Source organism: Terrabacter sp. P5_B1 (genome assembly GCF_056400505.1).
In genome coordinates, this window is the sequence record NZ_JBFULD010000001.1 from 47,660 (window position 1) to 70,213 (window position 22,554).

The following is a 22,554-nucleotide window of genomic DNA, read 5'->3' on the forward strand; positions in this document are numbered from 1 at the left end:
TGAATCTGTGCGTCATTGCCAGGCTCGAATCGAACCCGAATGCGTCGTCAAGCTTAGAAGTCAACGTCATATGTTACTTGGAACCGGTGGGATCGCTCCGCGACCTTCTTCAGATCAACTGACAGGGAACTGACGCGAAGGTCAAGACGGGCTGCAGCGTTTAGAGTCCGGCTCCCCTCTTGGCTGAGGTCAACGGTAATTGTTCGTTTCTTGACTGGATTGCCTGCATGGGCGCGCGAATCGACGAGCGAGCGGAGAGCGATATCTCGATCTAGGCCCTTCTGCTCAAGGTGTAGAACAGCGCCCTTGATATCAGGCTTTCCCCCGCTAAATGTCTCGCTCCAAGAGAGCCTAGAGACCAGCTGTTCCACGGCTGTTCTGTCCGCAGAGGCCGAGCCCTTGGCGGTCACATACTTCGCCTCGGCGCCTACTTCCAGGCGATCCCTTGTCTTGAGGTCGACTGCAGCCTTGATCGATGTCTTGCGCGCTCCAACCAGCTGACAGATCCTGATGAAAGCTTCGAACTTCTGGAGACTGAATGCGTCGGATGCCTCGTCGGCGAGTTGGTAGTCGTCGGACTCATAGGGGCTCATCAGGAGGACGTGTCCTGGGTTCAGGAGCGACTGTCGTTCGAGGCGCTTGACGAGTTCGTCAGCCTTGGAATGGTCTGGTTGCGACGACAGCACGCAAACGTGCGGTTGGCTCGACAGCTCGCGCATAAGCTCACCGCCCTGCTCGATCTCCATCGGATCCACGACGAAGACGACGCGCCTCTGCGATGCTCGACTGGGCAGTCGGTCACTCATGCGCGCCGCCAGAGGCAGCCGTTGCGTGCTGACAGTGCAACATCTTCCAGCCCTCGACGAACGGTGCTGGCGTCCACTTCATAACCTCCACCAGTCCCAAGTTCCGTGAGCGTTGCTTGGACTCTCTTGAGTTCATCGGTCGTCCAGGAGCCAGTTCGAAGCGCAACGACTCCGGTGTGAGCGGGCTGACCTGTCGGTCGTGCAAGAGGGATTTGGCCCACGACGATGTCGTCCTTTCTCGATACGAAGCCGCCCCCGGGCAGTTGCCGGCGCGCGACGCGGGCTGTCGCTTCGACGGTGGCGATCCATCGCTCGCGGGCAGACTGGTCGGCGGGTGTTAAGACGTGACCGTTCACGGACATGACGTCTTGAGCTGCGGGATCGAGGGGCTGAATCCAGACATACCAGTCGCGAATCGTCACAGTGCATCACCGCCAAGCAGTTGGCCCGTGAGGAGCTCGGCATTCTCGTTCGAGCACAGGCTTCCGACCACAGTGCGGCTGCTGCCAAGGATGTTAGTGAGTCGCTGGACCTCGCCTGATACGGCTAATGTCTCGATTCGCGATCCGTCGAAACTTCCGTCCAAGTCCGAATGTGTAACCACGAGTATCACATTCGCCTTAAGCTGTGCGGACCGGACCGCCCTTGCCTTTGTCTCGGCCTTGATGCGTTGGTCGTCGTCGGCAAGCTGCGCGGCAGATGCAATGAACCAGATCTCATCTGAGGTTTGTGCCGCCTCGCTCCGTGACCACTCCTTCACTTGATCATCGCCACCACCGAAGTCGCGGACATTCAGAAGGAACGGGACGCCGCTGACCTCCACTTCGTATTCGTTGTGCAGCTGGGTTGGCGCGTATGCCAAAGGGAGGTCGACGTTCTCGGCCAGGTATCGAGTCAGGCTTGTCTTGCCGGTCATTCGTGGTCCGACAACCGAGACAACCTTCCCGCCCTCGTCGTGGATCCTGTCGTATATTGACTTTCCCACAATTGCGCCAACGATGGCAACAACTCCCGCCGCGATCCATGGAACCACCGCGAAGATTGGCATAAGCCCCCCTGTGTCTCGTCCACCTGGCGCCGAGACTACCCGCGAGAGCGTGGAGGCGTGCGTATCTGGACTAAGAGCTGCTTGGGAGATCGCATCTGGAGGCCACAAGCGAACGGACACCTGCTCAGGGCGATCAGACCGAAAGTCGCTGTCAACCAACGGCAGCAACCGGATCGGCGGTGGGCGCCTCGGCCCCTGCCACCCCGCGGCCACCGAGTGCTTGGGTCGAGCACGCGAAAACCTATCAAGCGGTATCGTCCGGGCGCCAATGTCCGATGCAAGGAGGCCGGTGACACTGAGCCGTCTGTCGCGAGGTCGGCTGGCAGTCATGCAAGGAATGGTCGCTGCTTTCGCCCTCGTACGCGCGGCATAGCCATCGTGACTCAAGGGTCTTGCCGCTCAGCTCGGTCCGCAATGACTCCGGCGTGGACCCGGTTGTCTACGCCGAGCTTGGTGAAGGCGCTCTGGAGGTGCGTTTTGACTTTCGTCTCGCTGACGTAGAGAGCGACGGTCCGACCACCGCGAAGCTCGGCCAGAGGTCCGCGACGGACAGTTCGAGTTCACCGTCACCAAGGTGCAGAAGGGCGTCACGTCCGTCGGCGATCAGTACCTCAACGAGAAGGCGCAGGGCCAGTTCGTCCTCGTCAGCATCACCGTGAGCAACATCGGCGACCAGGCGCAGCGGCTCTCCGACTCGTCGCAGAAGGTGCGCGATGCCAAGGGGCGCGAGTTCTCAGCCGACACTGGGGCAGCGATCTACGTCAAGGACAACAAGGTCTTCCTCGAGGAGATCAACCCCGGGAACGTGGTCAAGGGGACCCTCGTCTTCGACATGCCGGAGGGCAACGAGCCGGCCAGCATCGAGTTGCACGACTCGCCCTTCTCCGACGGCGTCACCGTCCAGCTCGGCTGAGACGGCGGTTGCCGTGGGGTGGGCGTCGCGCGGTGAGGGGCGCGGCGCCCAACCAATAGTCGTACCTTGGACTGGGACGGCTGAGCCGCTCGGGAGCTGGCATGGCCCTCCGCCACCGCACCGCTGAAGCGGTTCTTGCGGGCGAAACCGGGGTCACATGGCCTAGAGAAGGAATGCAGTGATGAGGAGCTCGAGGACAAGTGAAGTCGTCTACGAGGCGCTGAAATCGGCGACGTCCGAGCCGACGGCGCGTGAGCTCAGCACTCAGGTGAACTTGAGCCCAGGGACCGTGCGAACACACCTCTACAGGCTCATGGACGACGGCCGGGCACTGCCCAAGCGTGATCCAGGGGTGCCTGGTCCAAAGGGCGACGGGGCACTTCGGTGGCACATCGTTAACCCACCTCTGGGGCGACCGGAGCCGACGGATCAAGTGCTTTGTGAGGCGTGCTCGACCCGGATGTTTCATCACCATCTTCGCTATCTCAGGGCGCTGAGCGACTCCGGTCGACGGCGATGGGATGAGGCCGTCTCGGGATGGATAGATGACCTGGGCGAGCTCAGGCCCGACGCGCCGCCTGAAGGACCCGCCTGCGACGTCTGCGCTCAGCCAGCTTTGACGGAAGGCAGGTCCGCATACCCCGCGCATTCGTGATCTGAACGCCGCCGCATCGTGTCGACCGCTTCGCTCTCGCCACATTCTCCTAAGCTCGGTGGGGTGCATCAGGGGAAGCCGGTTATTCCGGTCGTCGGCGCCGTCATCCACTCAGACGGCAAGGTCCTATGTGCCCGCCGGGCAGCACCCGGGAAGCTCGCCGGTTACTGGGAGTTCCCCGGCGGCAAGGTCGAACCCGACGAGTCACCCAGAGACGCACTTGTCCGTGAGATCGACGAAGAGCTGCGCTGTGAGGTCGTGGTGGGCGCCGAGATCGAGACGACGCGCCACGCGTACGACTTCGCGACGATCGTGCTCACCACCTTCTACTGCGATCTCATCGCAGGCGAGCCTCATCTCACCGACCACGACGAAGTGCGCTGGTGCACCCCGCTAGAGATGAGCACGCTCAATTGGGCACCCGCCGACCTTCCTGCGGTGGAGCTCGTGAGGCGTGATCTGACCCATGGCCACTGACTTCAACTGGCTCGGCGACCTGTCACGCGACGTCCAGTTCGGCTACCTCGGCACCGACCAGCTAGCCCCCCGTCGTCGTCATCCTCAGCTCGTCTGCAACGATGCCGACAACACAGCGCTGCGGGTGATCCGCGAAGAGCTCGCCACCTGCGACAGCTTCCTGTTCTCGGTCGCGTTCGTCTCGCCGCGAGCGATTGCTCTCCTCCTGACGGACCTCCTTGAGTTCGAGGGGGAGGGTCGGATCGTGACCTCCGACTACCTCGCCTTCAACTCGCCGGCCGCCTTCGCGGAGCTGCTGCGCCTGCAGGAGCACGGCATCGACGTGCGGATTCATCGCTCGCCGGCCTTTCACCCCAAGGGCTACGTCTTCCAGCACGATACGTCAGTGACCGCCATGCTGGGCAGCTCGAATCTCACCGAGACGGCTCTCGTGAGAAACCACGAGTGGAACCTGCGCGTATCGGCAGCGGGCACAAGTGACCTAGGTAAGCAGCTGCGCCAACTCAGCGACTATCAGGTCAGGGACTCTGACCCGTTGACGCAAGACTGGGTCGACGCCTACGCCGCCGGCTACACAGCACCCGCGCCCCGCCCACGACGACAGCCGAACGGTCTGGCAAGCGTCAGCCAGATCGACGCCCATGATCGACTGGGCCAGAGCCCCGACGACTGGCCCACGGCTGACCGCGGAGACGACAAGCTGGCAGGGGGTGCGGCGCACCCGCTCGTGCTTCCGAACCGGATGCAGCGCGAAGCGCTCGCAGCCATCGCCGAGGTGCGAGCCAACGGTGCGCGGCGGGCAGTCGTTGTCTCGGCGACGGGGACCGGCAAGACGATCCTGTCCGCTCTCGACGTCAAAGCTGCAAACCCGAAGCGCATGCTCTTCATCGTTCACCGGGAACAGATTCTTGACCGAACCATGCTCGAGTACGCCCGCGTGCTGGACCGACCCTTGAGCGACTTCGGCAAACTCGCTGGGGGCTCACGGCAGCTTGACCGGCCCTTTGTGTTCGCCACGATCCAATCGCTATCCAAAGCCAGCACGCTCGAGAGCATCGATCCCCAGACCTTTGAGTACGTGCTGGTCGACGAAGTCCACCGCGCCGGCGCCATGAGCTATCGCACGGTCCTCGATCACCTCGAGCCGAGCTTCTTGCTGGGCATGACGGCGACACCGGAGCGCACGGACCGGTTCAACGTGTACGAGCTCTTCGACTACGTCGTGCCGTACGAGATCCGCCTGACCAAGGCGCTCGAAGAAGAGATGCTGGCGCCCTTCCACTACTACGGGGTTGCCGACATCTCCTTTGACGATGGAAGCACGACCAACGACTACACGCTGTTAGCCAAGCTGACGTCTCCTGAACGCGTACGCCATGTGCTCGCCGGCATCGAGACGTACGGCCAGGCGGGCGTGGCTCCTCGGGGACTCATTTTCTGCAGCCGCAAGGAGGAAGCGCATCAGCTGTCGCACGCGTTCAACGGTGCGACCTTGCGAGGGCGGCGGCTCAGGACTCTCGCCCTGACCGGCGATGACGGCATTCCAGCGCGAGAGGATGCCGTCGAACGGCTCGAGCGGGGTGACCTCGACTATCTCCTTACGGTCGATGTCTTCAACGAAGGCGTCGACATTCCGAGCGTCAACCAGCTGGTGATGCTGCGGCAGACGCAGTCAGCCATCGTGTTCACGCAACAGCTCGGCCGCGGCCTGCGCAAAGCGGCTGGCAAGGACTACCTCGTCGTCATCGACTTCATCGGCAACTACGCGAACAACTTCCTCATCCCCGTGGCGCTGTTCGAAGACGAGTCGCTCAACAAGGAGTCGCTCCGGCAGAACCTCATTGGCGCGGAGGAGGTCGGCGTCGTGGCCGGCCTCTCGAGCGTCCGATTCGACAAGCTGGCCGAGGCCCGCGTGCTGTCGTCGATCAGCCAGACCAGGCTCGACGACATGCCCAAGCTGCGTGCCGCGCTGCTGGCCATGCGCGACCGCGTGGGGCGCACTCCGCGGCTCGGAGACTTCTGGCGGTTTAAGTCCACAGACCCCGTCGTGCTCGCTACTCGACGTGCGCATTACCCGAGCCTGCTGCAGGCCGCGCTCAAGGAGTCGACCGACCTGACGCCGCGCCAGGCAAAGGCCCTCGAGCTGCTCTCGCACGAAGTCCTCCCGGCTAAGCGCGCCGGCGAAGCACGCCTCCTGCGGGCGTTGCTCACCGCGTCGACTCTGAGCCGTGCCGACGCCCGTGCCGCAATCGGTGACGATGGTGGCGCGGTTCCAGATCGTCGCCTCGACAGCATCATCGACACGTTCACCCTGCAAGGGCATGCGGAGGCTGACCAGAAGCGCTACAAGACCGGGATCGTCGAACGTGGCGACGACGGCCGGATCGGTATGACACCGGAGTTCCGCTGGGATTACGAGCGATCCGCGTCATTCAGGGCTCACGTCGACGACATTGCTGAAACCGGCGATGCGATGGCCACCGCTCTCTACGACTCGTCGAGCCCCTTCACGGCCGGCCGGCAGTACACGCGCAAGGAAGTGTGCCGGCTGCTCGGGTGGCCGCGGAAGTTCACGTCGACGATCTACGGCTACCGGGCGGATCTGGCAACCGGTGACTGCCCGATCTTCGTGACACTGCACAAGAGCGAGGGCGTCACCTCGAGCACCGCTTACGAGGACGCCCTCCTCGACCAGTCGACGATGCTTTGGTACACCCGCGCTCGACGCACGCTGGCCAGCGCCGAGGTCGACAACATCGTGCAGGGCCGGGTGAAGCTCTACGTCTTTGTGAAGCGGGACGAGGCCGAGGGATCGCAGTTCTATTTCCTCGGTGGAGCGAGGCCACTCGACTTTGAGGAGACGACCATGCCCGACGACGACGGCAAGGCCCTACCGGTCGTGCGTATGCGGCTGGAGTTCGAAGAGCCCATCCCGGCCGGGCTCTACGACTACTTCCACCCCGTAATCACGGTGTAGACCCTTCGTCGCTCGCTCACTATGAGCGGCCAGCAATGCTGCGTATCGTCGTTGCGCAAGCAGACCCGCGCCTGACGTCGTCTCCCGCGTCGCGGGCCGCAGGCTGCGACGTCAGCGCGCACCACTGACGGGCTCCCGTGGCTGTCGGTCGCCTCAGTCGCAGTTGGGGCAGGGGCCGGAGACGGGCATCTCCATGAAGCAGGTCGGGCAGACAGCGCCGCGTCGGGCCTCCGTCGCCGCCGTCGCACGCGGCGTGCTCGCCCGAACCACTCGGCCCTTGGCCGTCAGCGTCGGCACCGCGTCGGCCGGTACGTCGGCTCCCCAGTGCCGGTAGCACTCGAGACGGGCGGCGGCCGCGCTGTTCTCGCGCTCGAGCGGGTCGGTGATCGGGGCCTCACCGGCGACACGAAGCACCTCGTCATACGCCGCACCGACCTGCCCGTCGTCCTTGTGGACGACGAGGGACGCCAGCGGCGGCTCACCCCGCACGTGGTTGACCTTGACCAGGTCAGTCACGAGCTTCCCGATCCAGTTGCGCATCTGCGACTTGGTGCGCAGCGACGAGCGGCGCTGGACCTCCTCGGCGAGCTCGGAGTAGGTGATGACGGCGTTGTAGCGTCCCGCCGTCTCGACCAGCACCTCGTAGGCGTGCTTGGCCCAGTAGGGTTCCGCAAACTTGGGCGTCACGTACGTCTCGCTGTCAGACATTCCAGCCATTCGGGTCCTCCGTGGGGTCTCGACGAAAATCACTCTCCTCCCCTGCAGCGAAGCCGACCACCACCGGGCAGGCAGCCCGCAGCGTGGAGCGAGAGCAGGACAGCGAGCGCGCGCCGGTCGGGAGCGGCAGTTGCTCAGTGAGTCAGCTCGCTGACGCGCTCCCAGAAGTGGTCGCGGAGGAGGAAGCGCAGCTGGTCCTCGACGTCGTACCGGTCCAGCCGGGCCGACAGGTCGAGCAGCAGCGCGCGGTCGAGGTCGCCCGGGATGAACGGCTTCTGGCTCATCAGGCGGGTGCGGTCAGCCGCGCTCGAGGTGATGGACCACGTGGCGATCACCCCACGGCATACGTCCTCGATGGCCTGGAGCTCACGCTGGCCGATAGCCGAGGCCGGGCGGTCACCGCTCCCGGCGCTCTCGGTGGCACTCGACCACACGGGCCGCCCCGGAGCTCCTGCGGCCGCGACCGGCCGGTGGGCGACCTTGCTGCCCGCCAGCACTGCGGGCGTCGGGCGCGGCACCGCCGCCGCTGGCGGAGCGGTGCTGTCACCCACCGCCGCGACCGACGGCTCGTCCGTGGCCGTGCGGGGACCGGGGAGCGGGACGACGACCCCGGCGGCGGCCGGTGACAGGGCGACCTCCGCCTCCGGCTGCTTCTGGCGCACGTGAACGTTCTCGTCGATGACGGCGCCGTCGAGCACGATGAGGTCGTCGGCCTCGCGGATGAGGTGCCGCGACACGGCGTGGGGCTTGCCTGCCCGGTCCGGGACGGCCATGAGCACCACCTGCATGCCGTGGCTCTGGGCCTCCTCCACCGCCTCGCTCAGGTCGTCGTCACCCGAGAGCAGGTAGATGACGTCGACCGAACGGTTGCGGCCATGAGCGGCGAGGTCGAGGCCGATGCGCAGGTCGACGCCCTTCTGCTCGCCCTGCGGGGAGGTGCGGCCCAGGCGCAGCTTGACCCGCGGCAGCATGCCGATGGCCTCCTGGGTCCAGTCCGGCGTGCCGCCGGCGCGGTTGCCCGAGTCGTACCAGTGCAGCCGCAGCAGCGGCAGACCGCTCGCCTTCTCGGCATCGGTGATGAGGCGCGCGACGAGGTCGGGGTAGGAGACGACGACGCCGTTGCGCAGAGACGTGCCGGTCACGCGCGTCGCCGCCGCGGCGAGGAGGTAGCCGACGTCGACGTAGAGCGCGCAGTAGGACCTCATGGGGCAGGGTCTCACGAGTCGCAGGCAGTCTCACGGCGGCGCGGGCGCGAGCCCGGCGGGATCCGTCCTATGGTCGAAGACCAACGACAGGGAAGAAGGTGCGCCATGCCGCAGTACAAGGTTGTCGAGCTTCGCGAGGGCATGATCGGCGGGAAGATGTCCGGCGAGAAGCTCGAGAAGGTGCTCAACGAGTACGCGTCGAAAGGCTGGTCTCTCAAGGCGATCACGTCGGTTGACGTCAAGGGTCGCGTCGGACCCGGTGGAGTCAGTGGCATCCTCGTGACGTTCGAGAAGGCCTGAGTAGGGCGACCCTCGAGCCGCTGTTGTCGGGAGTGAGCCGCTGGGTCAGGAGCCCGGTGCAAGGGCGAGGCGGGGACGCAGTCGTGGTTCGTGGCCGGCGCGCCGGTCCATGACGCCGGTCCACCCGTGCGGCGTCACGACGTAGATGTCGCCGTCGATGGCACGGGTGAGGTGGTTGCTGTAGCGCCACGCGCGGAACCACCGGTGCTCGGTCATCGTGTCGATGACCCGGCCTTCACGGCACACGACCGTGACCAGCAGGTGCGTCATGGGGGCCCACCCGCTGCGCGTCGCCGTGCGCTCCGGCACGAGTTCGATCGCGACGTCGTGCAAGCGCATGCTCGCCTCGTGGGGGTCCCAGCAGGCTTGCGGCTCAGCCGGTTCCGGCACCACAGCCGCAGCGACGACCTCCTGCGTGTCGAGAGTCAGCGATGCGACGACGACCCGGCCGGCCACGAACCGGCACAGGTCATCGATGGCGTGCAGCACCACTTCCGGACTCTCGAGCTCCCACCGTCCACGAGTTCTGCTCATCTCTCGACCGTGCCAGCGACACGGAGGTCGGGGCTCGCGTTGTCCCCAGCCGTGCGCCGGAGGTCGTCAGACGGGCCGCACCTGTGGACGACGGCATACGGCCGATGGCGGACGGTGGTTGAGTCGCTGCCATCTGCGCACCCGGGCAGCGACGGACGGAGGAGGCATGGGACACAGCACGCGCTATCTCGGCCGGCTCGACATCAATCCGGTCCTGAGCGAGCCGGAGATCGAGTGGCTTCGTGCGTATGCCGAGCTCCACGACCCGGCCGCACGCGGCTACGACGTCCCGCTGAACCCTCGAGCTGCAAGAGCGGACGAARCACGCCGCACTGGGACGACGGCCGAGGACGTCGACGACCCCCAGGTCCGGACCCCGTTCGGCCGGTGCGACTGGAGGCCTTGTGTGGTGGGGTGCTGCCTGAACTGGCGAGAGGTCGAGAAGTCGAACCACGCGGCTCAGTGGCTGACCCACCTCGTCGACCACTTCCTGTGTGCCGACGGCTTGGCTCGTGGTGCCCGTGACGACTTCGAGGACTTCACCTTCGACCATGTCGTCAACGGTGTCATCGCAGCCGAGCGCAGCGACACCCGTGAGCTCTACCTGATTCGGGCCGTCGACAACGTCATCACGACCGAGACGCTCGTTCGCGGCGATCCCTGGGACTGGTGATCTGCGGTGACTACAATGCCTTATGAGGTGGTCACCGTGAGCTGTCAGCAAGTCGGGATCCGTGAACTGAAGAGTCGACTGAGCGAGTACGTCGACCGTGCCCGAGGCGGGGAGACGGTGGTGATCACCGACCGTGGCAGGCCCGTGGCGGAGCTCCGGCCGCTCTCTGGTCGCACCAGCCTCGAGAGCCTCATCGACGCGGGACTCGCGACGCCGGCCCGTCCCAAGCGCCCGGCCGCCAGCCCCCTTGTGGTCGAGGGCGGGATCAGCGACCTCGTTGACGACCAGAGCCAGTGATCCTCTACCTCGACACGTCGGCCTTCGTGCCACTGCTCGTTGCCGAACCCACCTCCGAGCTCTGCCGCCGTCTCTGGGACGCCGCCGATGACGTCGTCTCCTCAGTCGCCCYGCGGCCGGAGACGGCCTCGGCCCTGTGGCGAGCGCACCATTCCGGGCGCATCACGCGGGATCAACAGAGCTTCCTGATCGATGCCCTCGCCGAGCTCACGGCGCAGATGCACCTCGTGGCCGTCGACGACCGGCTCTCGCGGCACGCAGCCGACCTGGCCATGACCCATGGTCTGCGCGGCTACGACGCCGTCCATGCCGCGACCGCCATCACCGTGCTGGCAGAGGACGGATTGGCGGCGTCGGGCGACAAGGTCTTGCTCGCAGCATGGCAAGAGTCGGACCTCGCGACGTGTGACATCCATGGCGCGCCGTAGCCGAACAGGTGGCAGGATCGGCGGGTGTCCGAGCACGAGCTACTCCTGCGCCACGCCTCGAACTGGGCCCAGCAGCGCCACCGGGTCTGCGACACCGAGCTGCTCGAGACCGCGCTCGAGCTCCGCTTCCAGCACGACGACCTGCCCCCGAACCTGTGGCCGTCCGGCAGCGTCGAGGACCTCATGCTGCACCGCTGGCCCGCGCACGGTGACGGCCCTCCGGACGTCGATGCGCTCGCCGACTCGCTCGACACGTTCGTGCGGTTCCTCCGCGGCACCGGCCGGATGGCCTCCGGCTCCGGTGACCCGAGGGCTCTGGCCCGAGAGGCCCACCGAGCAGCCCCCAAGATGGCCGCCGCCTGTGCCGACTCCCGGAACTACGGGCCGTCGAAGTCCCTCCTCGCCTTCGGACGCGAGGCCGGCTTCCCGGTGGACGATGCCCGCAGCATGGAGGAGCTCCAGGCGACGCTGAGCCAGGTCACCGAAGCCTGGAACTCCCTTCCGCTGGAAGAGCGCCGAGCACGTATGCCGTTCCCTGGTGACAGCGCGGACAGCTCCCCTCCCAGCCCGCTGGCCCACGCCTTGGGCGACCGCGACCGCGACCGCGGCGGCGACGGCGACGACGACGACATCGACCTCAGCGGCTTCCTCGAGCGCGGTGACCTCGTGCGGGCGGCCGCCCAGGCCCGTGAGGCGCCGTTCGTGCAGGCGTGCCTCAGGCTGGCCGACTGGGTCGGCGACCGCAAGCAGGTGACGGCGGCCGGGGTGCTCCGCCTGGCCGAGGCCAAGCGCGCCTACGCGGAGCTGGAGCTCTGGCGCTGGCAGGAGGAGGTCGTCGTCCAGCGCCCCGGTGTCCCGGTCGAGCGGGTTCGGCAGTTCCCGTGGCGAAGCGCCGGTGACGCCCTGCCGCTCGAGCGGCTCTGGTTCGCCTCGCAGGAGGCGGGTCTCGTCGAGACCTTCGCCACCGTGGCGCGTTCCTCGGCGGTGCGGCCACAGGACGACTACGCGTGGATCGGACTCAGTGCGTCACTCACCCTGGCGCTCTGGCGGATCGTGGAGTCGGCCTACGACCGGTCACCCGTGCCGGTGCTCGCGGTGCTCGGTGGCTGCGCGCTGATGGGCTCCATCACCCGGAGCCAGGTGCGGGAGCAGTGGGAGGACCACCCGGGCAACGTGTGGCGCCGTGAGTTCGCGGACGGCGACTACGCGAAGCACGCACAGACGTTCTCGGATCGGGATCTCGACCTGTCCCTGCACTTCTTCGCCGACACCGGCATCTGGGAGCTCGACGGCGAGACGTACCGCCTCACCGACCTCGGCCGGGAGTTCGCCACCGTCCTGTTCAGCTACCTCGAGGAGCAGCACGGCTGACCTGTTCCGCGCGTCCGGCTCTGGACGGCAAACGTCAGTCCAGTGGGTCTCGGGTGGCGACCCACAGCCCAGCGAGGCCGGCGACGGCCACCGTCGCCCAGAGCGCGAGGGACACACCCCAGCGCAGGTCGGGCTCAGGCGGGAACAGGCTCACCCAACGGTCCAGGGGGTGGGAGAGGGCGAGCGTCAGTACCAGTGCGAGCAGCGCGCCCCCGACCGCGTCGCCCGGCTCGGCGACCCGACGCCGCGCCGCGGCGGAGGCCGCCACGGCCACGAGCGTGAGACCGACCAGCTGGACCGTGAAGCCCGCCTGGGCGCCGGTCCCGCTGCGCAGCGCGACCACCCCGAGCGCCAGCGCACCCAGCCCGACGATCACAGTCGCCACGACGAGCCGGGTCACGCTGCGGGCTCGAAGCGAGGTCGGGGCAGCCGCCACCGCCTCGTCGGCCGCCTCGTCGAGCACGTATGCCGCCGCTGCCGCGAGGAGCGGAACGCCCACGGTCACAGCCGTGCCCGCGACTGAGCTGCCGCCCCAGGCCGCGCCGAGGAGGAGCAGGCCGACCCCACCGGCGGTCAGCAGCGCGACGGGCCGCCAGGGGACTCCCGTGGTCGCGCCGAGCGCTCGCGACAGGTTCACTTCGTCACCACGACGCTGTGGCCGTCGGGGAAGGTGCGGACCGGTTGGCTCGGGCCACCGCTCACGGCGAGGCCGTAGGTGAGCAGGGACAGGGCGAGCACGACGGCGCCGGCTCGGACGACCTGGCGTCGGGTCTTGCCCTCCGCTCGCCACAGCAGTGCGGCCACTGCGGCCAGGGCGCACAGCGTCACGAGCCAGGCGACGTACCACGCCGGGGATCCGGTGAGGCTCATGACGGAGCTGCCGTCCGCCGACGCGGAGCTGAAGTAGCCGACCGGGGCAAAGAGGCGGACCCAGCGGGTCCAGGCGGCCGGAGCGGTGTCGCCGCTGCTGAACACGCCGAGGAGGCCGATGGTCCACACCACCACCGCCACCACGAGCGCGGCAGAGGCGCCCCGGAAGCCCCACCACCGGCCGGCCGCGATGCCGAGCAGGGTGCCGCCCACCGCCGCGACGACCGACTGGCCGACGAGCACGGCAGCGATGTCGGCGTGCGAGAAGACGCCGTACATCCACTCCGGCGCATCCATCGAGGACGGCGTGAAGCCGTAGTAGAGCACCAGCCAGAGCGAGGCGAGGAGCGCCGGCACAATCGCGGTCAGGCAGAGGGCGGCCGTTCGCGTCGTCACGGGGGTGGGGGCGACTTCGACGAGCTCGTCGGCCCGGTGGAAGGACCGCGTGAGGTGGAAGGCCGCCAGCATCGCGCCGATCCCCACCGTGGCGGCAACGACGGGCAACCCCAGGGCGTCACCGGTCACCTGGCCCGACTGGTCGTTCAGCGCCGTCCCCGTGAAGACGATCCCGAGGGCGGTGCCGACGAGGAGCGCCGGGTGCAGGGCGAGGCGCAGCGACTCGAGGCGGGCGAGCGCGCGGAACCGGCTGTGGGAGCCGTCACGCGGGGCGACGGTCGTCACGGTCAGGGCATCCTGCGAGGTGCTGGCCATCACGCCACCTCCGCCGAAGTCGTGGTGCCATCGGACCGCGTGCTCGCTGAATCCTGGACAGCGAGGCCCACGGCGCCCCGGAGCAGCAGGTAGGCGTCCTCGAGGCTGGGCTCGACGAGCTCGGCGCCCGGCGGCACGTGCTCCCCGACGTTGCGGTAGCGGCCGGTTGCCGTGCGCCAGGAGGCGTGGGCCGCGGCGTCAGGCTCGGCAGCCATCCAGACCTTGCCGGTCGCGAGCGACACGAGCCCGGGCACCGTCCCGTCGAAGTGGACCCGCCCGGCGTCGAGCACGACGACCCGGCTGCACAGCGCAGCGACGTCCTCGGTCTGGTGTGTCGAGATCACCATGGTCGACGTTGCGGCGATGTCGGCGAGCACGCCCCGCAGCGAGGCCCGCTGCTCCGGGTCCAGCCCGGTCGTCGGCTCGTCGAGCACGAGCAGCTCGGGCGTGCCTAGCAGGGCCTGGGCGAGCGCGACCCGCCGGCGCTGGCCGCCGGACAGGCGGCTGATCCGCTTCGTCGCGACGTCGCCGAGACCGACGAGGTCCAGCACGCGCCGCACCTCCGTCGTGCGCAGTTCACGGTCGGCCCACTCCTTGAGGACGGCCATGTAGTTGACGAAGGCCATCGTCGAGAAGCCGCGCGGGAAGCCGAGCTCCTGCGGCTGGTAGCCCAACCGGCGCCGCACCTCGGTGCGGGCCTGCGGCTCACCGGGGTCGCGTCCGAGCAGCCGGACCCGACCGTCGTCCGGTGCCAGCACCGTGGCCATGACGCGGAGCATCGTCGTCTTGCCGGCCCCGTTGGGACCGAGGAGGCCGGTGATGCCCGAGCCGAGGTCGAGGTCGACGCCGTCGAGGGCGGCGAGGGAGCGGTAGCGCTTGGTGACGCCGCGGAGCGAGACCGTGGTCGAAGTCATGGCGAGATCCTTCCGATGGTGCCGAGACGCCGCGCTCGCAGCACGAGGACGAGCGGCCCGAGGACGAGCATGAGGAGGTAGAGGACGACGTAGCGGGGGGCGAAGACCGCCCAGACGGTGTCGAGCCGGCTGGCGGCAGCGGTGCCGACGACCCAGAACGCGGTGATCGCGGTGGCCGGCCGCCACGGGCCGAACCACGTCGACAGCCCCAGCACCGCCGCGGTGAAACCCAGGGCCGGCAGGAGCCACACCCACGCCGCCAGCTCGGGCAGGACGAGCTGCCCGACGAGCACGACGGGTAGCGCGGCTAGGAGCACCGCACCGGTGCGCAGGAGCACGAGCCGCACGAGGGGGTAGGGCGCCGCGCTCTCCTGCTCGAGCGCCGGACCGCCCTCGGGGCCGAAGGCCGTCGCGACGGCGAGCACCGGAACGATCGGGGCGACGGTGAGGAACAGGGTGACGTTGCCCGTGTGTGCAGCCATCGCACCACCCACGGCGAAGGCGACGGCGAGCGCCACGGCGCAGATCCACGAGCCACGCAGGGCAGGCGCCGAGGCCACCAGCATCGCGTCCCCGGGGGGCAGGCCCAGACGGGCGAGGAGCCGCTCGAGGGCCGACGGGCGCGGCAGCTCGATCTCGTCGCGGACGGCCGTCCAGACGAGGGCGAGATCTGGGAGGGAGTGGACGGAGGGAGCGCCGGCCTCCGCAGGCGGCCCGACGGCATACGCAGGCGGAGCCGTGGGCGACCCCAGCTCGTGGGCGACGGCGGCCTGGCACGCAGGGCAGTGGACGACGTGCTGCTCGACCGAGGCCGACACGAGACCGTCGGCCTCGCCGGTCACCCAGGCCCGCAGGTCCTCGGGCAACACGTGGTGCGTGCTCATGATCGACGTCCTTCCATGAGGCTGGCGCGCAGGTGCGCCTTGGCGCGGTGGGCCCGCGTCTTGACCGTGCCCTGGGGGATCCCGAGCAGGCGTGCGGCCTCCCTCGTGGTGAGGCCGTCGAGCACGGTGGCCTGGATGACGGCACGCATCTCGGGCGAGAGGGACGCCATGGCGTGACCGAGGTCGCCGTACTCCACCCCCTGGAGCAGCTCGTCCTCGACGACCAGTGCCCGGACGCCCGACGGGGCCGAACTCCCCATCAGCACAGGGTTGCCCATGAGCACGACATCCCTGCGGGTGCGGAGCCGGCTGACGAGGCGCCGGATCGCGATGCCCCACATCCAGGCGCCGACCTCGCCCCTGCCCTGGTAGCGCGCGGCCCCCTGCCACACGGCGACGAAGGTGTCCTGCAGCACGTCGGCCACGACCTCCCGATCGTTGCACCGCCGCGTCAGCCGCACCGACAGCCACGGCGCGTGCCGATCGTAGAGCTGGCTCAGGGCGCCGAGGTCACCGTCGGCCAGTGCCTCGAGGAGGGCCTGGTCGTCAGGGACGACGCCTGCTGCCATACCTCTACTGTCGACCTGCCGCGCCCCAACGGTTCCCTCGATCTCGACGTGAGGCCACGTCGAGGGCGTATGCCGTCCGCTGCGACCCTGGGACGGGTGACCAGCACGTCGACCGGGCTCGTCACCTGTCCTTTCACATGTCCTGGTCCGGCGTAGGCTCGGTGGCGATGACGTGCATGACGGCGTTGATGAGGGCCAGGTGRGTGAAGGCCTGCGGGAAGTTGCCGAGGTGCCGACCGGTGTGGTGGTCGATCTCCTCGGCGTAGAGCTCGAGCGGCCCGGCGAACGACAGCAGCTTCGCGCACAGCTCGCGCGCTCGCATCGTCTCGCCGATCTCGCACAGCGCCGACACGAGCCAGAACGAGCAGATCGTGAAGGTGCCCTCCTCGCCGGTGAAGCCGTCGTCGGTCTCGTCGACGCGGTAGCGGAGCACCAGCCCGTCGACGGTCAGCTCGTCCGCGATGGCCAGCACCGTCGCCCGGATCACCGGGTGGTCACGCGGCAGGAACCGCACCAGCGGTGCCAGCAGCAGCGACGCGTCCAGGGCCGAGCTCCCGTAGTACTGCGTCAGCACCCCGCGCTCGTCGACGCCGTGCTCGAGGATGTCGGCCATGATCTCGTCGGCGGCCAGCTGCCACTCCGCGGCCTGGGAGTCCTGCCCGATCATCGAGGCCAGCCGGGCGCCGCGGTCGACCGCGACCCAGCACATGATCTTCGAGGAGGTGAAGTGCTTGAGCTCGCCGCGCACCTCCCAGATGCCGGCGTCCGGCTCGCGCCAGTGCTTGAGGGCCACCTCGACCTGCTTGCCGAGGATGGGCCAGATCCGGGCGTCGAGGTGGTCGGCGACCTTGGAGTGGAGGTAGACCGAGTCGAGCAGCGCGCCCCAGACGTCGTGCTGCACCTGCGAGTGCGCGGCGTTGCCGACGCGCACGGGGCGCGACCCGGCATACCCGGGCAGGTGGTCGAGCGTGGACTCGGGCAGGTCACGCTCGCCGCCGATGCCGTACATGATCTGCAGGTCGTCGTCCCGCTCCGCGACGTCCGCGATGAACGAGAAGAAGTCGACGGCCTCCCAGTCGAACCCGAGCGAGTACATGCCCCACAGCGCGAACGTCGCGTCGCGGATCCACGTGTAGCGGTAGTCGTAGTTGCGTGCGCCACCCACGGTCTCCGGCAGCGAGGTCGTGGCGGCCGCAGCGATGGCACCTGTCGGCGCATACGTCAGACCCTTGAGGGTCAAGGCGCTTCGCTGCAGGTAGCTGCGCCACGGGTGGTCGGGGAAGCGGCCACGGGCCAGCCAGTGCTGCCAGTGGTGCGCCGTCCACTCGAGCCGCTCGTGCGCCTCCTCACTCGTCTCGGGCGGCGGCACCGCGCCCCACGTCAGGGCGAGGAAGCGCTCATCCCCCTCCTTGAGCAGCGTCCGCGCGCTCGCCTGCCCGCCCTCGAAGCCGAGCCGCAGGTCCGTCGTCAGGGTCACCCACACGTCTGAGCCCTCCGCCGACGCGCGGGCCTGGTGGTAGCCCCGGTCGGTGTAGTCCCACGTCGCCGGCCGGCGCCCGTAGTCCATGACCGGCTCGCACTCCATGATCGTCTGCACCTCGCCGGACACGCAGCGGATCGTGCGCAGCAGCGTGTGCTGGGCGTCGTAGTCCATCGGCGTGCGGTGGTGCTTCACCGACACGGCGTCCTCGTGGTGCCACGGCCCGATGAGCAGCACGTCGCGCACGATGATCCACCCCGTCGGCGTCCCCCAGCTCGTCTCCAGCACCATCGTGCCCGGCAGGTAGCGCCGCGCGGTCGGGACGTTGACGTCGGACGGCCCGAGCCGGAAACGCCCGGAGTGCCGCCCGAGCAACGCTCCGAAGATGCTCGGGGAGTCGATGCGCGGCAAGCACATCCAGTCGATGTCACCGCCGGGGGCGACGAGCGCGGTCACCTCGCCGTCGGAGAGGAAGCCGTAGTCCGCGATCGGCACAGCCGCCGCGGGGGGGATGCGCGGGGTCTGCTGCGGGGACTCGACGGATCCGTCCATGACCTCAGGGTGCGCGAGGCCCCGGGGACGCGCAAGGGGAAGAGGTGCCGACCCGAGCACGCGGCCTTTCGCAAGATTGCCGCAAGGTTTGCGCAAGGTATTTCGAATCCCGACATTTCGCCATGCGGCGTGGTCTTCACTGGACGGAGTCGTCCACGGGCGACGAAGACTTGGCGGTTGGCCCGTTGCGGTACGTGAACCGTCCTGGGGCCCGAGCTCGCATCGCGAGGCGGGCCCCTTCGTCATGTCCTGAGACGGTCGGCCGGCTGAGTCACCTGGCGACCCAGTGCACAGGAGCGTCAGGCGACGGCGATGTCGACGAGCAGCTCGGTGGCCAGCCGCTCCAGGTCGGCGCGCAGCTCCGCCGTGTCCGACCCGCCGGGCACGCGGACGACGACGTGGGCCTCGAAGAGCAGGCCCCCGGCCATCGGGGCCTCGCGGGTCCCCGTCGTCATCGTCTCGATCGACAGCTCGTGCCGGCTCAGCACCGACGACACCTCGCGCACGATGCCGGGGCTGTCGTTGCCGAGCAGGTCCACCGTCAGGCGCTGGGCCGAGGCGTCGTCGGCCACGACGGTCGCGTCCGTGGCCGACTCGGCGCCCGGGTGCGACGTCACCTCGAGCAGCCCCTCGAGCTCGTGCAGCGCCGCCGTCAGCTCCTCGACACGCTCTGCAGGGACGCCGACGACGACGATGCCGGCGAACTTGCCGGCCAGCTCGGCCAGCTGGCTGTCCTCCCAGTTGCCGTCGTGCGCGGTGACGACGTCCGCGAGAGCACTGACGAGGCCGGCGCGGTCGTCGCCGATGACGGTGAGCACGAGTCTGGGCACGCTCGCAGCCTACTGACCCCGCAACGGCACTCGGCGGCATACGGAAGAGTCCGTATGCCGCCGAGCGGAGTGTGTCAGGTCGTCAGCAGCCCGTGGCCGGCTGGCGGAAGCCGGGGAACGGGTTGAGGTCGCCCATGAAGGTGTAGCGCCCACCGTGGCCCGACTGGTTCAGCTCGGAGCCGGTCGCGTTCGGCGGCAGCCGCAGGAACCACGGCAGCAGCGCCTCGTCCTCCGGGTGGTAGAAGCCGTCGGCGCTCTGCGTGCCGTTGGGGTTCGGACCCTGCAGGTAGGTGTTGCTGCCCTTCGCGAAGCCGATGCCCACGACCGGGTCACCGGTCTCGAGGACGCTCGTGCAGCCGTACTGCGGAGCCGTCGGCGTGAGCCACGGGTTCACACCGTTGTTGACGAACGGGTCGTCCGCCCACTCGGCGATCTCGTGACTGATCGCGTGGATGTCCTGCAGCGCCCAGTCGGTGCCACCGTTCGGCCGTGAGTAGAAGCCGGGCCGCACGTAGGACGCCCAGGCGAAGGTCTGCACCTTCGCGTTGCCCTGGCCGTTGCTGYTGCCGCCGCCGTTGCCGGCCGCCCTGGTGCCGTGGTAGCCGATGATGCAGCACTGGGCGGGGTCGTTCGCGCTGTGCAGGAAGATGTTGTCCGTCAGGTAGAGCGGCAGGTGGGTCGGGTCGGCGCTCTGCTCGAGGTTGTTGATCTTCGAGGACCACCAGCCCACGTCCACGTTGCCACCGAGCACGCCGCGGCCGCTCTGGATCAGGAGGCCCTGGTTGCTCGGGACCGTGATGGTCACCGGCGCGAGCACGTTGGCGTGCAGGCGCAGGTGGTAGTTGCTCGCGCCCGTCTTGGCGAACTGGGCGCGCATGGTCGCGTCCTGCAGCTGCAGAGGCACGCCGGCGTCGAGCTGTGACAGGGCGCCCCCCGGACCGCGGACGAACGCAGGTGCGTTGGGGAACGCGCCGGCAGCCGTGGCGGCCGGGGTGCTCCCGTAGTCGTTGTTCGCGAACTGCGGCGACGCGAGGGTGGCCGGCAGGACGTCGTTGCCGTCGAAGGTCTCGCCCCCGATGACCACCTTGATCGGCGTGATGTCGACCTGGACCGTCACGTCGCACGCTGTGCCGGAGCACGAGTGCGGGTTGGCGCCGACCATGTTGTAGCCGTAGGTGACGCCGTTCGACGGGTCGGTCGTCTGGCCGAACCAGTGCGGGATCGTCCGCGTCGTGGGCAGGACCGACGCCCCGCCCATGGTGACCGTCGTGGCCTTGAGGTCGGCGTCGTCGATGAGCTGTGGCTCGGTCGCCGTGGTGGCGCTCGAGCCGGTGGAAGTGGTGCTGTGCGTGCTGGCGGTGGCGGCAGTGCCCGCCGCCAGGACCAAGGCGCCGGCGGCAAGGGCCGCCGTCGTCACGGTGCGGATCGTCATGTGTTCTTGGCTCCGTCCATGGGTTGTGGATCTGGCCCCCGATGGCCGGAATGTAGACCTGCGAGCCTCATCGGAGGGATGATCCGCGGACAGCAGTTTGCGAGGTCTGCGCACGCACGCACGACGCTCAGAAGATTCACATGCCTTTGGCATCCGGCTTTCAGGCGCGACGCCCCCGCGTGCCCGTCGGGCACGGCCTCGTCAGAGGTGGTCGCTCAGCTGGCCAGCCCGGCCATGCCCCACCGCACCGCCGCCGTCCCGAGGTGCCCGAGCGGGCGGGCCACGAGGGTCGAGACGACACCGGGTAGCGGGATGCCGAGCATCTCGCGCGCCCATCCGGGCAGCAGGGACACGCCGCCGGAGGCGAGGGTGCCGTAGCCGGGCCGGGCGAAGAGAGGCAGGGGCGGGTCGAGCAGGAGGAACCGTGCCGCTTCACGGGCGGCCGACGTCGCCTCGAGCTCGGGGCGGTAGGCGTCGAGGACCGCGCGCAGCTCGGCGACCGAGGTGGGGGGGTCGATGACGCCGAGTCGCGCGGCGGGGATCCCGGCCTGGGCGACGTAGACATCGGCCTCCGTCTCCGTCAGCGGATCGTCGCCGAAGGTCTGGTAGCCGCGCAGGAACGAGTCGATCTCCGCGACGTGCACCCACCGGAGCAGGTGCGGGTCGCTGGCGCGGTAGGGCCGGCCGAGGTGGTCCTTGCCGCGCACCCGCTCGTGGATCGAGCGGACCATCGCGATGGCCTCCTCGGCGTGCTCGATCGTGCCGAAGGTCGTCGTCGCGAGGTAGTGGCTCGTGCGCTGCAGCCGGCCCCACGGGTCGCTCTTGTAGCCGCTGTGGCCGGCGACCCCGGCCATCGCCATCGGGTGCAGCATCTGCAGCAGCAACGACGTGATGCCCGCGGGGAACATCGAGGCGTCGGCGTGGACGCGCCACACCGGGTCCTCCGGCGTGAACCACCGCTCGCCCTCGGCGCCCCAGATGCGCTGCGCGCGGGCCGGGGCGTCGTCGCCGGCGACCTTGCTGCGCAGCATCAGGCCGAGCTGGCGCTGGACCAGCCGGGCGCCTGCGGTGGGGCTCATGCTCGCCAACATAACCGCAGGTCAGCGCCGCGACGAAACGCTCTTGTCCAACGTTGCGACGGTCTGCTTCGGAGCTCAGTCCAGCGTGATGCGTATGCCGGCTCGTGGGGTCCGCGGCCGCACCCGGTCCGTGACCGCGGCGACCGCGTCGCCGAGGCGTGCCATGACGTACTTGCGCCCGATGGCGCGTTTGACCGCGGCCACGCCCTCGGGGGTGCGGTCGACGACGGCCGTGCCGGCATACGTCGTCGTCCCCCCGGGCACCCGGCCGCGGATGTCGCACGGCCGCAGCTCGACGCGGGAGGTGTGCGCGAGGCGCTTGAGCTTGCCGCTCGGGTCGACGGTGACGACGACGAGCTCGCCGCCGTCACGGGCGATCCACACCGGCGTCGACACGGGTGCCCCGTTGCGGCGGAACGTCGTCAGCGACACGTAGCGGTGGGCGTTGACGACGTCGAGGTCGCTCGGCACGGAACTCACCGGCCCAGCGTAGGCGGCGCCTCGGCGTCCACAATGAGCCATGGCGCTCGCGCTCTGTCTGCTGCTCGACCCCGCGTCCGACCGCCTCGTCCGCAACCTCTGGCAGCGGCTCGAGGCGAAGGGGATCCCGACGCTGCTCACGCACACCCACGGCCAGCACGTGCCCCACCTGTCGTATGCCGTCCTGCTGGCCTGGGAGCAGGAAGCGGTGCGTTCCGCGGTCGACGAGCTGGTCGACGGGCTGGTCGATGCACCCTGCGACGCCGGCCCGGTCGAGGTGGCCGTGCAAGGCACGGTCGTCTTCCCGCGCGGGCGGGCGGCGCTCGCCGGCTCGACCACGGCCGCCCTGGCC

The 22,554-nt window shown here is 68.8% G+C and carries 24 protein-coding genes and 1 pseudogene; 10 read left to right on the forward strand and 15 right to left on the reverse strand.

The annotated features are described in order from the left end of the window. Window positions 1–53: 53 nt before the first annotated feature. Window positions 54–806 carry a hypothetical protein gene (locus AC1DP0_RS00150; protein WP_478081607.1) on the reverse strand — a complete coding sequence of 251 codons (753 nt, stop codon included), beginning with the start codon at window positions 804–806 and terminating at the stop codon, window positions 54–56. A 418-nt stretch (window positions 807–1,224) separates the two neighbouring features. Continuing rightward, entirely contained in the window at window positions 1,225–1,854 is a 630-nt protein-coding gene (locus tag AC1DP0_RS00155; protein WP_478081609.1) for a GTPase domain-containing protein, read from the reverse strand. A gap of 574 nt (window positions 1,855–2,428) precedes the next feature. Between AC1DP0_RS00155 and AC1DP0_RS00160 the strand changes: the two genes are divergently transcribed. From AC1DP0_RS00160 to AC1DP0_RS00175, 4 genes are all read left to right on the forward strand, one after another. Next, window positions 2,429–2,767 (forward strand): DUF4352 domain-containing protein, encoded by a 339-nt coding sequence (locus AC1DP0_RS00160; protein ID WP_478081611.1) that lies wholly within the window; start codon window positions 2,429–2,431, stop codon window positions 2,765–2,767. Window positions 2,768–2,948: 181 nt separating this feature from the next. Beyond that, window positions 2,949–3,422, forward strand: a complete 474-nt coding sequence (locus AC1DP0_RS00165) for a winged helix-turn-helix domain-containing protein (RefSeq protein WP_478081613.1) — start codon at window positions 2,949–2,951, stop codon at window positions 3,420–3,422. Between the two features lie 18 nt (window positions 3,423–3,440). Further along, window positions 3,441–3,899 carry a (deoxy)nucleoside triphosphate pyrophosphohydrolase gene (locus AC1DP0_RS00170; RefSeq protein ID WP_478081615.1) on the forward strand — a complete coding sequence of 153 codons (459 nt, stop codon included), beginning with the start codon at window positions 3,441–3,443 and terminating at the stop codon, window positions 3,897–3,899. Next, window positions 3,889–6,876 carry a DUF3427 domain-containing protein gene (locus AC1DP0_RS00175; protein ID WP_478081617.1) on the forward strand — a complete coding sequence of 996 codons (2,988 nt, stop codon included), beginning with the start codon at window positions 3,889–3,891 and terminating at the stop codon, window positions 6,874–6,876. Before AC1DP0_RS00170 ends, AC1DP0_RS00175 begins: the two co-directional genes overlap by 11 nt. A gap of 153 nt (window positions 6,877–7,029) precedes the next feature. Here AC1DP0_RS00175 and AC1DP0_RS00180 read toward each other — a convergent pair whose 3' ends face one another. Both AC1DP0_RS00180 and AC1DP0_RS00185 read right to left on the reverse strand, forming a co-directional pair. Next, window positions 7,030–7,584: a hypothetical protein gene (locus AC1DP0_RS00180; protein WP_478081619.1), complete on the reverse strand. Its 555-nt coding sequence runs from the start codon at window positions 7,582–7,584 to the stop codon at window positions 7,030–7,032. A 143-nt stretch (window positions 7,585–7,727) separates the two neighbouring features. Further along, entirely contained in the window at window positions 7,728–8,798 is a 1,071-nt protein-coding gene (locus tag AC1DP0_RS00185) for an NYN domain-containing protein (protein ID WP_478081621.1), read from the reverse strand. Between the two features lie 105 nt (window positions 8,799–8,903). Between AC1DP0_RS00185 and AC1DP0_RS00190 the strand changes: the two genes are divergently transcribed. After that, window positions 8,904–9,098, forward strand: coding sequence for a DUF4177 domain-containing protein (locus AC1DP0_RS00190; protein WP_478081624.1), 195 nt, complete (start codon window positions 8,904–8,906; stop codon window positions 9,096–9,098). Window positions 9,099–9,143: 45 nt separating this feature from the next. On the opposite strand, the gene AC1DP0_RS00195 is transcribed toward AC1DP0_RS00190, so the two are convergent. Further along, a complete protein-coding gene (locus tag AC1DP0_RS00195) occupies window positions 9,144–9,632 on the reverse strand; it encodes a hypothetical protein (protein ID WP_478081626.1) in 489 nt (162 codons plus the stop codon). 166 nt (window positions 9,633–9,798) lie between these two features. Here AC1DP0_RS00195 and AC1DP0_RS00200 point away from each other — a divergent pair, with 166 nt between their 5' ends. The 4 genes from AC1DP0_RS00200 to AC1DP0_RS00215 are packed head-to-tail and all read left to right on the forward strand — an operon-like array spanning window position 9,799 to window position 12,401. Next, on the forward strand, window positions 9,799–10,305 hold the full coding sequence (locus tag AC1DP0_RS00200; protein WP_478081628.1) for a hypothetical protein: 507 nt from the start codon (window positions 9,799–9,801) through the stop codon (window positions 10,303–10,305). A 36-nt stretch (window positions 10,306–10,341) separates the two neighbouring features. Continuing rightward, window positions 10,342–10,602 carry a type II toxin-antitoxin system Phd/YefM family antitoxin gene (locus AC1DP0_RS00205; RefSeq protein WP_478081630.1) on the forward strand — a complete coding sequence of 87 codons (261 nt, stop codon included), beginning with the start codon at window positions 10,342–10,344 and terminating at the stop codon, window positions 10,600–10,602. Continuing rightward, a complete protein-coding gene (locus AC1DP0_RS00210) occupies window positions 10,599–11,030 on the forward strand; it encodes a type II toxin-antitoxin system VapC family toxin (RefSeq protein WP_478081632.1) in 432 nt (143 codons plus the stop codon). The genes AC1DP0_RS00205 and AC1DP0_RS00210 overlap by 4 nt, the downstream gene beginning before the upstream one ends. Before the next feature lie 24 nt (window positions 11,031–11,054). Further along, entirely contained in the window at window positions 11,055–12,401 is a 1,347-nt protein-coding gene (locus tag AC1DP0_RS00215) for a hypothetical protein (protein WP_478081634.1), read from the forward strand. A 34-nt stretch (window positions 12,402–12,435) separates the two neighbouring features. Here the strand turns inward: AC1DP0_RS00215 and AC1DP0_RS00220 are convergent, their stop codons facing one another. The 10 genes from AC1DP0_RS00220 to AC1DP0_RS00265 all read right to left on the reverse strand — a co-directional run bounded on the left by AC1DP0_RS00220 (window position 12,436) and on the right by AC1DP0_RS00265 (window position 22,202). Continuing rightward, window positions 12,436–13,038, reverse strand: a complete 603-nt coding sequence (locus AC1DP0_RS00220; protein ID WP_478081636.1) for a hypothetical protein — start codon at window positions 13,036–13,038, stop codon at window positions 12,436–12,438. Further along, window positions 13,035–13,982: a hypothetical protein gene (locus AC1DP0_RS00225; protein ID WP_478081638.1), complete on the reverse strand. Its 948-nt coding sequence runs from the start codon at window positions 13,980–13,982 to the stop codon at window positions 13,035–13,037. Before AC1DP0_RS00225 ends, AC1DP0_RS00220 begins: the two co-directional genes overlap by 4 nt. After that, the gene (locus tag AC1DP0_RS00230; RefSeq protein ID WP_478081641.1) at window positions 13,982–14,896 is read right to left on the reverse strand and encodes an ATP-binding cassette domain-containing protein; all 915 of its coding nucleotides are present in this window, start codon (window positions 14,894–14,896) and stop codon (window positions 13,982–13,984) included. The genes AC1DP0_RS00225 and AC1DP0_RS00230 overlap by 1 nt, the downstream gene beginning before the upstream one ends. Beyond that, window positions 14,893–15,780: a hypothetical protein gene (locus AC1DP0_RS00235; RefSeq protein WP_478081643.1), complete on the reverse strand. Its 888-nt coding sequence runs from the start codon at window positions 15,778–15,780 to the stop codon at window positions 14,893–14,895. The genes AC1DP0_RS00230 and AC1DP0_RS00235 overlap by 4 nt, the downstream gene beginning before the upstream one ends. After that, a complete protein-coding gene (locus AC1DP0_RS00240) occupies window positions 15,777–16,349 on the reverse strand; it encodes an RNA polymerase sigma factor (RefSeq protein ID WP_478081645.1) in 573 nt (190 codons plus the stop codon). Before AC1DP0_RS00240 ends, AC1DP0_RS00235 begins: the two co-directional genes overlap by 4 nt. Window positions 16,350–16,482: 133 nt before the next feature. Further along, window positions 16,483–18,381, reverse strand: a complete 1,899-nt coding sequence (locus AC1DP0_RS00245; protein ID WP_478081647.1) for a glycoside hydrolase family 15 protein — start codon at window positions 18,379–18,381, stop codon at window positions 16,483–16,485. 299 nt (window positions 18,382–18,680) lie between these two features. Then, a complete protein-coding gene (locus AC1DP0_RS00250) occupies window positions 18,681–19,211 on the reverse strand; it encodes a glycine cleavage system transcriptional repressor (protein ID WP_478081649.1) in 531 nt (176 codons plus the stop codon). An 82-nt stretch (window positions 19,212–19,293) separates the two neighbouring features. Beyond that, entirely contained in the window at window positions 19,294–20,643 is a 1,350-nt protein-coding gene (locus AC1DP0_RS00255; protein WP_478081651.1) for a hypothetical protein, read from the reverse strand. A gap of 215 nt (window positions 20,644–20,858) precedes the next feature. Further along, window positions 20,859–21,722: an oxygenase MpaB family protein gene (locus AC1DP0_RS00260; RefSeq protein WP_478081653.1), complete on the reverse strand. Its 864-nt coding sequence runs from the start codon at window positions 21,720–21,722 to the stop codon at window positions 20,859–20,861. 75 nt (window positions 21,723–21,797) lie between these two features. After that, on the reverse strand, window positions 21,798–22,202 hold the full coding sequence (locus AC1DP0_RS00265) for a PPOX class F420-dependent oxidoreductase (protein ID WP_478081655.1): 405 nt from the start codon (window positions 22,200–22,202) through the stop codon (window positions 21,798–21,800). Window positions 22,203–22,242: 40 nt separating this feature from the next. Between AC1DP0_RS00265 and AC1DP0_RS00270 the strand changes: the two are divergent. After that, window positions 22,243–22,554 (forward strand): annotated as a pseudogene (locus AC1DP0_RS00270) (2'-5' RNA ligase family protein); the annotation flags it as partial.